The sequence below is a fragment of the Janthinobacterium aestuarii genome, assembly GCF_051380835.1.
Lineage (GTDB): Bacteria > Pseudomonadota > Gammaproteobacteria > Burkholderiales > Burkholderiaceae_D > Janthinobacterium > Janthinobacterium aestuarii.
Map to the genome: position 1 here is coordinate 1,370,901 of NZ_JBNYXU010000001.1, position 10,948 is coordinate 1,381,848.

At 61.7% G+C, this 10,948-nt stretch carries 12 protein-coding genes and 1 riboswitch; of the genes, 7 read left to right on the plus strand and 5 right to left on the minus strand.

What is annotated here, in order from left to right:
• Positions 1 to 2 precede the first annotated feature (2 nt).
• Both ACQ4WO_RS06165 and ACQ4WO_RS06170 read left to right on the plus strand, forming a co-directional pair.
• Complete coding sequence (locus ACQ4WO_RS06165) at positions 3 to 1,601, plus strand: tetratricopeptide repeat protein (protein WP_436480613.1); 1,599 nt, start codon at positions 3 to 5, stop codon at positions 1,599 to 1,601.
• Between the two features lie 316 nt (positions 1,602 to 1,917).
• Positions 1,918 to 2,460, plus strand: coding sequence for a hypothetical protein (locus ACQ4WO_RS06170; RefSeq protein WP_436480614.1), 543 nt, complete (start codon positions 1,918 to 1,920; stop codon positions 2,458 to 2,460).
• A gap of 11 nt (positions 2,461 to 2,471) precedes the next feature.
• On the opposite strand, the gene ACQ4WO_RS06175 is transcribed toward ACQ4WO_RS06170, so the two are convergent.
• From ACQ4WO_RS06175 to ACQ4WO_RS06185, 3 genes are all read right to left on the minus strand, one after another.
• On the minus strand, positions 2,472 to 2,981 hold the full coding sequence (locus ACQ4WO_RS06175; RefSeq protein ID WP_436480615.1) for a hypothetical protein: 510 nt from the start codon (positions 2,979 to 2,981) through the stop codon (positions 2,472 to 2,474).
• A 66-nt stretch (positions 2,982 to 3,047) separates the two neighbouring features.
• A complete protein-coding gene (locus ACQ4WO_RS06180) occupies positions 3,048 to 3,689 on the minus strand; it encodes a class I SAM-dependent methyltransferase (protein WP_436480616.1) in 642 nt (213 codons plus the stop codon).
• A 13-nt stretch (positions 3,690 to 3,702) separates the two neighbouring features.
• A complete protein-coding gene (locus tag ACQ4WO_RS06185; protein WP_436480617.1) occupies positions 3,703 to 4,338 on the minus strand; it encodes a TetR/AcrR family transcriptional regulator in 636 nt (211 codons plus the stop codon).
• Positions 4,339 to 4,405: 67 nt separating this feature from the next.
• Here ACQ4WO_RS06185 and ACQ4WO_RS06190 point away from each other — a divergent pair, with 67 nt between their 5' ends.
• From ACQ4WO_RS06190 to ACQ4WO_RS06200, 3 genes are all read left to right on the plus strand, one after another.
• Positions 4,406 to 4,924, plus strand: a complete 519-nt coding sequence (locus tag ACQ4WO_RS06190) for a DUF2867 domain-containing protein (protein ID WP_034749875.1) — start codon at positions 4,406 to 4,408, stop codon at positions 4,922 to 4,924.
• Between the two features lie 86 nt (positions 4,925 to 5,010).
• Complete coding sequence (pnuC, locus tag ACQ4WO_RS06195) at positions 5,011 to 5,622, plus strand: nicotinamide riboside transporter PnuC (protein ID WP_219327366.1); 612 nt, start codon at positions 5,011 to 5,013, stop codon at positions 5,620 to 5,622.
• Positions 5,622 to 6,170 (plus strand): ATP/GTP-binding protein, encoded by a 549-nt coding sequence (locus tag ACQ4WO_RS06200; protein ID WP_436480647.1) that lies wholly within the window; start codon positions 5,622 to 5,624, stop codon positions 6,168 to 6,170. The genes pnuC and ACQ4WO_RS06200 overlap by 1 nt, the downstream gene beginning before the upstream one ends.
• On the opposite strand, the gene ACQ4WO_RS06205 is transcribed toward ACQ4WO_RS06200, so the two are convergent.
• Entirely contained in the window at positions 6,167 to 8,314 is a 2,148-nt protein-coding gene (locus ACQ4WO_RS06205; protein WP_436480618.1) for a TonB-dependent siderophore receptor, read from the minus strand. The genes ACQ4WO_RS06200 and ACQ4WO_RS06205 overlap by 4 nt on opposite strands.
• A gap of 85 nt (positions 8,315 to 8,399) precedes the next feature.
• A riboswitch (TPP riboswitch) is annotated at positions 8,400 to 8,497 on the minus strand.
• A 67-nt stretch (positions 8,498 to 8,564) separates the two neighbouring features.
• Entirely contained in the window at positions 8,565 to 9,722 is a 1,158-nt protein-coding gene (locus ACQ4WO_RS06210; RefSeq protein ID WP_436480619.1) for an iron-containing alcohol dehydrogenase, read from the minus strand.
• A 142-nt stretch (positions 9,723 to 9,864) separates the two neighbouring features.
• On the opposite strand from ACQ4WO_RS06210, the gene ACQ4WO_RS06215 reads away from it, so the two are divergent.
• Both ACQ4WO_RS06215 and ACQ4WO_RS06220 read left to right on the plus strand, forming a co-directional pair.
• Entirely contained in the window at positions 9,865 to 10,170 is a 306-nt protein-coding gene (locus ACQ4WO_RS06215; protein ID WP_034750230.1) for a ferritin family protein, read from the plus strand.
• A gap of 125 nt (positions 10,171 to 10,295) precedes the next feature.
• Entirely contained in the window at positions 10,296 to 10,775 is a 480-nt protein-coding gene (locus tag ACQ4WO_RS06220; protein ID WP_436480620.1) for an Imm26 family immunity protein, read from the plus strand.
• Positions 10,776 to 10,948: the final 173 nt, after the last annotated feature.

A 10,948-nucleotide genomic window follows, 5' to 3' on the forward strand; every position in this document is an offset into this window, starting at 1 on the left:
GCATGAAACAGTATCAAAATATATTGATTCGTCTGCCATGTTCCGTATTGGTAGTTCTCCTGTATATCCCTTTATTCGCCTGTAAAATGCCAAACGACAAAGAAGAAGTCTTGCCACGCAACCAAAGCCTGCCCCTCTTCAATCCGCATGTCCCTGATTTCATTTGTGAAATCGAATCGAACAAGGTGCCGCCCATCGATGCGCAAGCCGAGGACTGGTTTCTCGAAGCACGCGCCTTGGAAGATCCTGAAATTTTCGTGGAAGACCGCGATTACACAAAAATTGTCGATTTGACGCGTCAAGCAGCGCAGCGATTGCACTGGAAGGCGATGCTCAATCTGGCCAGCCTGTATGTGGAAGGACGCGATCCTTTAAATGGTGAGGAAGAAGCGGTGCAACTGGTGGAAAAGGCGATGCGGCTGGGCATACCGGCGGCCTACGACCGGATGGGAACGTATTATGCGAACAGTACGGGTGTGACAGGCGATACCACCCGGGCTTATGCCTTCTGGCAAAAGGCGGCTGTCATGGGAAATCCTCAGGCGATGGCATTTTTAGGAGAAAAATTAAGAGCGGGAACAGACGGTGCTATTCCTGGATATTGGGCTAATATTCCTGTAGCGATAAAAATGATGGCGTGTGCGCTTTCTCAAGGATATGGGCCTGCTGCGTTTAACCTGCACTATTTGTATGCAATACCAAGAGCTGCAAATGGCGATGAGATTGGCGATCGAACTCCTGCAACCAAACAGCGTGCTCTAAATGTATTGCATGAGGGAGTCAAGTTTGGCTGCGCAGAATGTGCGAGCGCATTGGCAATTGAATTTGGTTCTCCTTTTGATCTTGCCGATATGCTGGCGCCATACGTGGACAAAGCTCGCGGCGAACGTTATGCGGTACTTAATCGTGCGCTCGGCTTTAACCCCAATCGCCGCTTTCCCAACCTCGATAAAATTCTGCCATTGCCACCGGCCGATCTGCCGCCGTGGGATGGTCAACGAAAGAGCCTGCTCGACGCCGCCATGGGTGTGCGTCCGCCGCCAGCCATCCCGAAGCCAGGCGCCGCCTCGCTGTTACAAAAGCCGTATTTCCTGGCCGCCGACTATGCGCTGCAGCCCACCGGCTTGCACAGCGACGCGCCGACCGCGCCATTTTCCGCGTATTGGCAACCCGCCCAAGGGCAGGGTTTGACGGAACTGGCCTGGCTGTTCGGTGAAGGCGAAGAGTTCCGCCATTTCAGCGTGCTGGATGCTGCTGGAAAGAGTCGTTACGGCCCCGTGACATGGGAGCAGTGCCTGACGATACGGCACAACCATGGGACAGTGGAGCCGCGCGCGGCGCGCGGCTTGCTGCGCGAGGTGGCGCGGCCCGAGCCATGGTTGAGCTGCGCTTGCGACCAGGCTTGTCCGGTCAGCGGCGTCTGGCAACCGTGGGTGGCGGCCGACCATCCGCTGCAGACCATCGTCAACCAGTACTGGCGCCAGGCGTGGCTGAGCCAGGGCGCGCCGTTCCCGCGACCGCGCCGCGACTGGCTGCTCGATTTGCCAGATGACGACGTGACGTGGCATTTGATGGATGCGTCCATTGCCGATCTCGGCTAACGCTTAACGTTCCCGATATCTCTCACAACGAATATGTCTAGGACTCAGGACAGCTGTGCTGGCGTCAACGCTTCCACCGGCCACTGAAAAAAGCGCAGCATCATGGCTGGCGACAGGTCGCCGCCGCTCTCCGTTATGGCCAGGCGGCCGCTCAGCAGCATCACGTAGCCGCGGCTCGGTGACCAGCCGGCGCTGGCGGTGGCCTTGTCCCAGCGGGGGGGAGGCCCGCTTCGCGCGCGGCCGCGCCTGCCGCATTGGCTGTGCCACGTATAATTCCTCGCACTATCCACCGCTATTCTTTTTCGACAGGCCCGCCATGCCCCTGACTCCCGATTCGCTGCCTGACTGGCAAACGTTTGAAGCGGCATACGCTATTGAAGAAACCTGGTTCAAGCTGGCCAGCGCGTCGCTGGCAGTGCTGGGCGCATCCCCATTCAAGGACCAGGCATTTTCAGCGTTTGCCTTCAACGCCGTCTCGTTCCCGTCCCTTTCGCTGAGCTTTGACACCGATCCCGACAACCGGGCGCGTGGTGACTACCCGCCGGACTGGTCGAACGAGTGCATGGAAGTCGATGTGCCGGAAATTGGCCAACTATGGGAAGAGGAGCATGCAACGATAGAAGGCGCGCTGATCGAGCTGATCGACGCTGCCGATGACGACTTGCTCGATGCCATCGAGGAAGGCTATCTGCACAGCCTGAGGAAAACCATGGTGCGGCTTGAAACGAGCCATGCTTTCGAGCAGATCAGGACCTGCGCGCCATTCTGGACCGTGGTCACGCAAATCGATGCCGATACGGATGAAGAGGAGCGGCTGCTCGACCAGGTGCGGCTGGCGGCATTGACCAGCCATGCATGAGGGGCTGACTACTATATCAGGGCTTTCCAGGCCCTGACTTCTTCGTTCGTGAGCGTCGGCCCCCAGCCGCCGCGCAGCGCCGCATCGTGCTGCGCATAGTGCGCCAGCCGCGGTACAGCCACATCATGTCGGACACAGATGTCAAGCACGGCTTCCAGCTGGCGCCGGCTTGCCGGAAGGTCGTCGCCATGCCAGGTACAGGCGCTCGTTTCCAGCACATGCTGAACAAGCTGCTCCAGCGTGCCGAACAGGTGCCCGGGTACTGCCATGCGGATGTCGTCCGGCCAGGGATCGCCCATGCCCGTCACAGCCAGGGAAGCAAAGCCGTTTTCCCAGGCCGCAAAATCCCCAGGCGCGACCTGCGTTACTTTCCATATGTGGCCGGCGAACGCGGACAGCGCCGGATGGTGAATGTCGAAGCGCAGGCAAAAGCGCTGCAGGCACGTCACGGCAATGCATTGCCTGGCGATCACTGAGAGGGTGTCTGTCGATATATTGTGCATAAATTGATGGCGTTTCAAAAATAATGGCTGGTCTCGGCTGAATGCGTGCCTCTCAGCGTCCTGGCGCACGCTGTTCGGCTTGAATCATTTCTCAAGGACAAGCCAGGACCAGCTCACCCCCGCCTGGCGATTTTGCGGCTGGACGGATGGCGTCTGCGTGCTCAGCATGACCTTGAGCCCATGCCGCATCGCCAGGTCTGCCGTTTCACCGGCGGATACGTCAAAGATGCGACGGCCTTCCGGGGCCGGGCCATGCCTCAGGGAAATGACGAGTACTGCGCCGGGCTTGAGCAATGCGCTGATATTGCCCATCGCCTCCATCCTTTCTTCCGCTGCCAGATGCATCCAGACGGCAGCGACGACAATCAGGTCATACCTGGTGTGGCGCGCGCCTATCGTGGACAGGGCGGGCAGGCTATCGTTGATCCATTCAAGGTTGGCCAGGGCATGTGCCTGCATGCCCGCTGCGCGGAAGGCGGCAACGGGCTCAAGCGCGATCACCGTGTGCCCCAGGCTTGCCAGCCACGCCGCGTCGCCGCCGGTCCCGGCGCCGATGTCGAGCACGATGCCTGATCGCGTCGGCAAGAGATGGGCAACGGGGCGGTATTTATCCAGGAAGGCAACGCTTTCATATCGTGCGATGAGCCCTCCTGCATTGTCTGCATAGCCCTCGGTGCCCGGGACAGTGGATGAGTCCATGGCATCCTGCATGATCAGCGGGCGCATCTGGCGATGGTCATCACGGCTGTTCTCCCGCTTGCTGACGCGCCTGCCGGAAGGCCTCTACCGGCAGCTGGAAAAAGCGCGGCACCATGGCTGGCGACAAATCGTCGCCACCGTCCGCCATGGCCAGCCGGCCGCTCAGCAGCAGCATCACGTAGCCGTGGCCCAGCGACCAGCCGGCGCTGGCGGCGGCCTTGTCCCAACGCGGATCGAGACCCGCTTCGCGCACGGCGGCGCCGGCTGTTTGCAGCACGTACTGGAAGCACGCTTGCGCCGCTTCCAGCAGGGCGGGGAACTGGCGCACGTCCTGGTGCTCGAACATCAGCCGGTAGTGGGCCGGCGAAGCCAAGGCGAATTCGATGTATTGCTGGCCCAGCAGCTGAAAACGCTGTTCGGAGGGCAGGCTGCCCTGCGGCGGCAGTTCCGCCTCCCATTTGGCGATCAGGCTGGCAAAACCGGCCGCCGCCACCTCGGCCAGCAAGGCTTCCTTGCTGGGGAAGTGGCGGTACACGGCGGCGATCGATACGCCCACCGTGCGCGCCAGTTCGCGCAGCGAGAGGGTGGCGTCATGCTGCTGCGCCAGTTGCGCGATGGTGGCGGCGACCAGGGTGTCGCGCAGGTTGCCGTGATGATAGGTAGTCGTTATCGTCATTCTATGTTATCGCTGTTCACATTGTCGTGTATGATGGCCATGTTATCACTGAACACATGGAGAGCACATGCAAGAGATGAGCAACGTGGTACGCGCCGTGGCCATGCCGCCCGGCGCCAGCATCGCCCCCTTGTACCAGGGCAGCAACCTGGCTGATGCGTATGCCGTCGGCCTGCCCAGCGCTGGCGTGCGGCAGATGGATATGCAGGCCCTGGCGCGCGTGGTGCTGTGCAGCCAGCCGCGCTGGGCGCAGTGGCTGCTGGCGGTGCGCGACATTATTGTCACGCCCTTCGGCATCAAGACGGCGAAACAGCTGGCGGCCAAGCCTGATGGACGCATCGGCATCTTTCGCATCTACGCTGTCAGCGATGATGAAATCATCGTGGGCGAGGACGACAGCCACCTGGACTTCCGTTTGTCCGTGCTGCGCAACCGGGACGCGGGGCTGCATGGCAGCATCACCTTTTCCACCGTCGTGCATTGCCATAACTGGATAGGGCGTAGCTACATCCTGCTGATCCGGCCATTTCACAAGCTGGTCGTGCGGCGTACGCTGGCGCGCGCCGTCAAGGGAGGCTTTGCCTGAGCAGGGAAGGGCTGCGGCGGTGCGGGCAATCTTGCTTATTCATGGCCGGTATTGCATACTGCACCACCAGCCTCATCACGATTCCCATGAACGATACGCTTCTCCTGCTGGGTTTTGCCACCACGCCGCTTGAACTGATTTCCTTTGTCCTGGCACTGACAACCGTTGCGCTGAACATCCGCCAGAATCACTGGGCGTGGCTGTTCGCCATCATTTCCTCGGCCGCCTACGGTTTCGTGTTTTTCGAGTCGCGCCTGTATGGCGACATGGCTTTGCAACTGCTGTTCATCAGCGTCTCGTTCTGGGGCTGGTACCAGTGGCTGCATCCGGCCAGCGGCGGCAAGACCCTGCCCGTCACGCGCCTCGATGGCCGCGGCTGGCTGGCTTGCGGCGCGGGCTGGCTGGTCGGCTTCCTGCTGATCGCCTGGCTGCTGACGACGACGGATACGGACGTGCCCCATGCGGACGGTTTCCTCACGGCAGGCAGCCTCGTGGGACAATTCCTGCTGTCGCGCAAGAAGCTGGAAAACTGGATCGCCTGGATCATCGTCGACGTGCTGTACGTGTGGCTGTACCTGCACAAGGGCCTGACCCTGACGGCCGTGCTGTATGCGTTCTTCGTCGTGATGGCCATCATCGGCTTGCTGGCGTGGAGAAAGTCGGCGCCGGCCGCGCCCGATGCGATGGTTCTCAAGTGATGGGCAACTGCGTGCGCGTGGCCATCCTGGGTGCGGAATCGTCGGGCAAGTCGACCCTGGCGGCCGCCCTTGCCGAGCGCTACGGCACCGTCTGGGTGCCCGAGTATTTACGTGAATTTGTCGAGACGCAGGGCAGGGTGCCCGTCTCGGCCGACCAGTTCGGCATTGCGCGCACTCAAGTCGAACGCGAGGCGGCAGCCGCCGCGCAAGCGCGCAACTTCCTGTTTTGCGACACGACGCCGTTGATGACGGTCGTCTACAGTCGCCATTATTTCGATGGCGCCGATGCACAGCTGGCGGCGCTGGCCGATGCCACGCAGTACGATTTGACGTTGGTGACGGCACCCGACAGCCCGTGGGTGGCCGACGGCTTGCAGCGCGAGTCCGAAGCCGTGCGCCAGCTGATCTACCGCTACCTGCTCGACGAGCTCGACGCGCGCGGCATTGTGTACCACGTGCTGCACGACAGCCTGGAGGCACGCCTGGAACAGGCGGCGCCTTTGCTGCAGCAGGCGCTAGCTGCAGCGCCTGCCATTTCCCTCAATTAAAAATCAAACTGCGCCGACACTTTGAACGTGCGGCTGGCGCCCGGATACAGATAGCCGTCGGACTCCGGCGTCACGTCGCGCCAGTAGAACTTGTCTGCCACGTTGTTGACGCTGGCGCGCAGCACGGCGCGCGTGCCGGCGATGCGCGTGACCCAGGCGGCGCCCAGGTTGAACACGTTGTACGACGGCACGAAGGTCGTGTTGTTGTACTCAAACGCTTTCTTGCTAGCAAACTCCCAACTGCCATTGACGCTCAAGCCCGCTACCTGTTGTACGGCGTAGTCGGCATGCACGGCTGCCTTGAAGGCCGGTACGTTGGGCACGCGCTTGCCATCGAGGGTGGCATTGCCCGTGCCCGACTGCTGGCTATTCAGGGCCGTCACGGAGGCGCCCAGGCTCAGGTTGGAAGTTGCCTTGCCCTGGGCCGACAATTCCAGTCCACGGTGCTGTGCCTGGCCTTCGCGCACGAAGTAGCCTGCGGCATTCTGGAATTCCAGGCCCTTGCGGATCTGGAACAGGCTGGCCGCGACCATGAAGTCCGGCGTCACATCCATCTTCGCGCCAAGCTCGATCTGCTTGGAGCGGCTGGGCGTGAGTTCTTCGTTGGCATTCATCGCCTTGCGGTCGGCCGTGCCGCCATGTTCCATGCCTTGCGAATAGGCCGCATACACGGAGACATTGTCGAGCGGGGTGTAGACGAGCGACACGTTGGGCAGCAGGAAGTCGTGCTTGGCGCGGATTTCCTTGTCGGCCTTCAGTACATACTGGTAGCCGTCGACGTCGATATGGCGCAAGCCGCCATGCAGCTTCCAGTTCGGCGCCAGGCTGACGATATCCTGCACGAAGACGGAGTTTTCCGTGTCCTTGCGCACCAGGCGCACGGGGCCTTGCACACCGGTCGACATGTCGACGATCTGCGGGCGGTAGATGTTGCTCACGCCAGCCCAGTCATACACGTACAGTCCCGCGCGGTCCTTGCGGCGGAAGGTCGAGACGCCGGCCGTGAATTCATGGCGCAGGGTACCGGTGGCAAACTTGCCCTGGATCATGGCTTGCGCGCTCAGCGGCTTTTTCGTCTCGCCCAGGCTGCGGTAGTCATACACGTCGTAGTCGCCATTGCCGCAGAAGCCAGGGTACAGGTCTTGCGCACTGCAGCCGTACGGGAAGGCCGTGTAGTCGTCGCGCTTGAACGAGTGCTGGTTGGCCGACAGGGTGGCGCGCCAGTCGTCATTGAATGCGTACTGGAAGCGCAGGCCGATATTGCTGGTGACGGTTTCCACGGGGCGCGTCCACGGCTGCAGGTTGAGCATGGCGTCGGCGCTGATGCCGGTCGGCAAGGTCGTGTTATTCAGCAGCTGGAAGCCGGGCGCCGTCGCCTGCGCCTTGTCCTGGTAGTCGGCATCGAGTTGCAGCAGCGCTTGCGGCGAGATTTGCCAGTCGAAGGCGCCGGAAATGAACTTGCGGTTGCCATCCGCGCCCTTTATGTAGGAGCGCAGGCGCTCGGCCGCCACGTTGACCCGGTAGCCGAAGCGCGTGTCTTCCAGGCGGCCGCCCAGGTCGACGGCGCCATACACGGTGCCACGCTCGCGCGTTTCCACGGTGACGGTGCGCAGCGGCGCGGCGGTGGGGCGCTTGACGATGAAGTCGATCACGCCGCCCGGTGCGGCCACGCCTGCCTGCAAGCCGGCCAGGCCCTTCAGCACTTCGATGCGTTCCTTGTTTTCCAGCGGAATTTGCGTGTCGCCGGGAATGGCTACGCCATCCTTGCGGTAGCTGGAATTGTTGTCGAGCTTGAAGCCACGGATGGAAAACTGTTCCGCATAGCCGACGGCGTTGTAGGCATCGTTGATGCTGGCGTCGAGCTTGACGGCATCGCTGAGATTACGGATCTGCAAGTCTTGCATGTCTTTCTGCGAAATGACGGTGACGGACGCCGGCGTCTGCAGCAGCGGCGCGTCGCTGAAGCCGCCCACGGAGGCGCGCTTGGCGGCCGGCGCCTTGCTGGCCGTGACGACGACTTCGGCCATGCTCTGGGCCTGCGGGTCGGCTGCTTCGGCGACGTCATTCGCGGCAAAGGCCGGTGCGGCAAACGCGTGCAGGATCGCCAGGGTCAAAACAGAAACGGATAAATTCGGTGTGGACATAGATTGCTCGTGGTTCAAGCCGTCTCTGTAAAGAGCACGGCAGGCTGCTTGTTCGGCTGGCGCCAACGCAGGAGCTATCAAAGGAGGGAGGTACTTTGCGCTTTCCTTCGCTGGCATTATCCAGATCAGGTACGAAGGGTATCTCTCACCCGGATGACTGCTCCAGGACCCCTAGCGAAACGACAGCTTAGCATGAAGCACGGCCAGCTGTCCCACCCGGCTGACCGTTTTACAACAGTGTGGTGCGAATCTACAGACTCAGTTCCAGCACCTTGCGGCTGATGGCGGGCGTGATTTCACGCTGTTCGCCCAGCGCCGTCATGCCGTGCGCTTCCAGGGCGGACACGACGGCGTCCACGCTGGCGTGGTTCAGGCCGTAGTCGGCCAGACGCGTCTTGACGCCCATGTGGCGGAAGAAGAATTCCGTGCGCGCGATGGCCGCCTCGATGCGGCCATCTTCGTCGCCGCCGTCCAGGCCCCAGACGCGGGCCGCGTACTGCAGCAGCTTGGCGCGCTTGGCTTGCTTGCGCACGCGCAGCATGCTGGGCAGGATGATGGCCAGCGTTTGCGCATGGTCGAGTTCGTACAAGGCCGTCAATTCGTGGCCGATGGCGTGCGTGGACCAGTCCTGCGGCACGCCCACGCCGATCAGACCGTTCAAGGCCAGCGTGGCGCTCCACATGACGTTGGCGCGCACGTCGTAGTCGTCAGGATGCGACAGGGTCTTCGGGCCTTCCTCAATCAGGGTCAATAAAATGCCTTCGGCGAAGCGGTCCTGCACGGAGGCGTTCACAGGGTAGGTCAGGTATTGTTCCATCACATGCGCAAACGCATCGACGACGCCATTGCCCACCTGGCGCAGCGGCAAGGTGAACGTTTTCGACGGGTCCAGCACGGAGAATTTCGGGTACACCTTGCGGCTCATGAACGAGCGTTTTTCCTGCGTGGCCTTGCGCGTGATCACGGCCGAGCCATTCATTTCGGACCCCGTGGCCGGCAAAGTCAATACGGTGCCGAAGGGCAGGGCGGCCTCGACGATCTTGCCGCCCTTGGCCAGGATGTCCCACGCCTCGCCCTCGTGCAGGGCGGCGGCGGCGATGAACTTGGTGCCATCGACCACGGAACCACCGCCGACGGCCAGCAGGAAATCGATGCGCTCGCTTTTCACGAGGGCCACGGCCTGCATCAGGGTTTCATAGCTGGGATTGGGTTCGATGCCGGCAAACTCGATCATCGTATGCCCGGCCAGCGCCGCCTTGACTTCATCGTAGACGCCGTTCTGCTTGATGCTGCCGCCGCCATACGTCATAAGCACTCTGGCCTGGGGCGGGATCAGCGCCGTGATGGCGGCGATCTGGCCCTGGCCGAAGAGGATTTGCGTCGGATTGTAAAAGTCGAAATTGAACATGGGGCTCCTGCCGCTGGGGTTTAGGCTGTTGCTGAGCCATGATTATGGCCGAACGGGTGGAAACGTGTCGTGGACGCTTGAGCTTTTCGCCCGCGCGGTGGAGAATGCAGCCGATGTCACCACCACGCGAAAAGGAATGCGCATGACCACCGTCCCACTGGAAGAATCCGGCCTGCCGGCCACCGCGCTCGACATGCACCGCGCCATCGGCGCCACCATCGCCGCGCTGCAGGCGCTGGACTTGAACAGCCAGCGTTTTGAAGCGTGCACGGACCCGGAACTGCGCCGCGTGCTCGCGCATGCGGGCGACACGAGCCGCAAGGAAGCGGCCATGCTGCTCGAATGGATGCGCCGCCGCGATGCGCGCCTGGACACGGCCATGAAGGAAGCGCTGTTCAAGGCGGGGCCGATTGTTGCCCAGTATCACTATGACGAGAAAATATTGTAACTATTGGTTTGTTGTTGTGGCGTACCATGCGCCACTTTCGTATTGCTTCGCGTAGACTGTGCCCCTAATTAAATTTAACGTCGGACAGCCGCGGCTGTCCGGTGTATTCCAGGGGGCGTTTAGAAATGAAATCATTACCATACCGAGAAGGCAGCTGGTTTGCCGTGCCCTTGCCGGGCGGCGGTTATGCCGTCGGCGTGGTGGCGCGCAGGGCGCCTGCCGGGCGCATCATGCTGGCGTATATGTTCGGGCCGAAACGCGACAGCTTGCCCACGCTGGAAGAGCTGGAAGGCTTGCGGCCGGAACAGGCCGTGCGCCGTCTGCGCACGGGCGACATGGCGCTGCTCAACGAGCGCTGGCCGCTGCTGGGCGACAGTCCCCACTGGAACCGTGACGACTGGCCCATGCCGGCCTTTATCCGCCGCAACGAATCCTTGCAGCGCGCCTGGCGCGCCAGTTATGCGGACGCCGATCCTGCCAAGCTGAATCGTGAGGAATCGATCCCCTTCGACACGCCGGGCATGGAAAGCGATTCCCTGTACGGCTATGGGGCGACGGAATTGTTGATGAGTAAATTGCTGGCGCAGGAGCAGGCGTCGGTTTGATTGCAGCTGGGTGGCGGTGGTGTTGGATGACGCAAGCAGCAAACGTCGGATGCCGCGTAGATACTGTTATCCCCGTCAAGCAGCGTGCAAGGTCGGATCAAATATTTTGCCCGACCTGAGTACGCCGAATGCTACATGCACCAGCTTGCGCATCATGGCGCCGATGATCAGTT

Excerpts from the sequence above, each read along its gene's own strand:
- ACQ4WO_RS06205 (WP_436480618.1), bottom strand. The coding sequence starts at position 8,314 with ATGTCCACACCGAATTTATCCGTTTCTGTTTTGACCCTGGCGATCCTG.
- ACQ4WO_RS06200 (WP_436480647.1), top strand. The coding sequence starts at position 5,622 with ATGGGCAACTGCGTGCGCGTGGCCATCCTGGGTGCGGAATCGTCGGGC.
- ACQ4WO_RS06215 (WP_034750230.1), top strand. The coding sequence starts at position 9,865 with ATGACCACCGTCCCACTGGAAGAATCCGGCCTGCCGGCCACCGCGCTC.
- ACQ4WO_RS06170 (WP_436480614.1), top strand. The coding sequence starts at position 1,918 with ATGCCCCTGACTCCCGATTCGCTGCCTGACTGGCAAACGTTTGAAGCG.
- ACQ4WO_RS06165 (WP_436480613.1), top strand. The coding sequence starts at position 3 with ATGAAACAGTATCAAAATATATTGATTCGTCTGCCATGTTCCGTATTG.
- ACQ4WO_RS06180 (WP_436480616.1), bottom strand. The coding sequence starts at position 3,689 with ATGCGCCCGCTGATCATGCAGGATGCCATGGACTCATCCACTGTCCCG.
- ACQ4WO_RS06210 (WP_436480619.1), bottom strand. The coding sequence starts at position 9,722 with ATGTTCAATTTCGACTTTTACAATCCGACGCAAATCCTCTTCGGCCAG.
- ACQ4WO_RS06190 (WP_034749875.1), top strand. The coding sequence starts at position 4,406 with ATGCAAGAGATGAGCAACGTGGTACGCGCCGTGGCCATGCCGCCCGGC.
- ACQ4WO_RS06185 (WP_436480617.1), bottom strand. The coding sequence starts at position 4,338 with ATGACGATAACGACTACCTATCATCACGGCAACCTGCGCGACACCCTG.
- pnuC (WP_219327366.1), top strand. The coding sequence starts at position 5,011 with ATGAACGATACGCTTCTCCTGCTGGGTTTTGCCACCACGCCGCTTGAA.
- ACQ4WO_RS06220 (WP_436480620.1), top strand. The coding sequence starts at position 10,296 with ATGAAATCATTACCATACCGAGAAGGCAGCTGGTTTGCCGTGCCCTTG.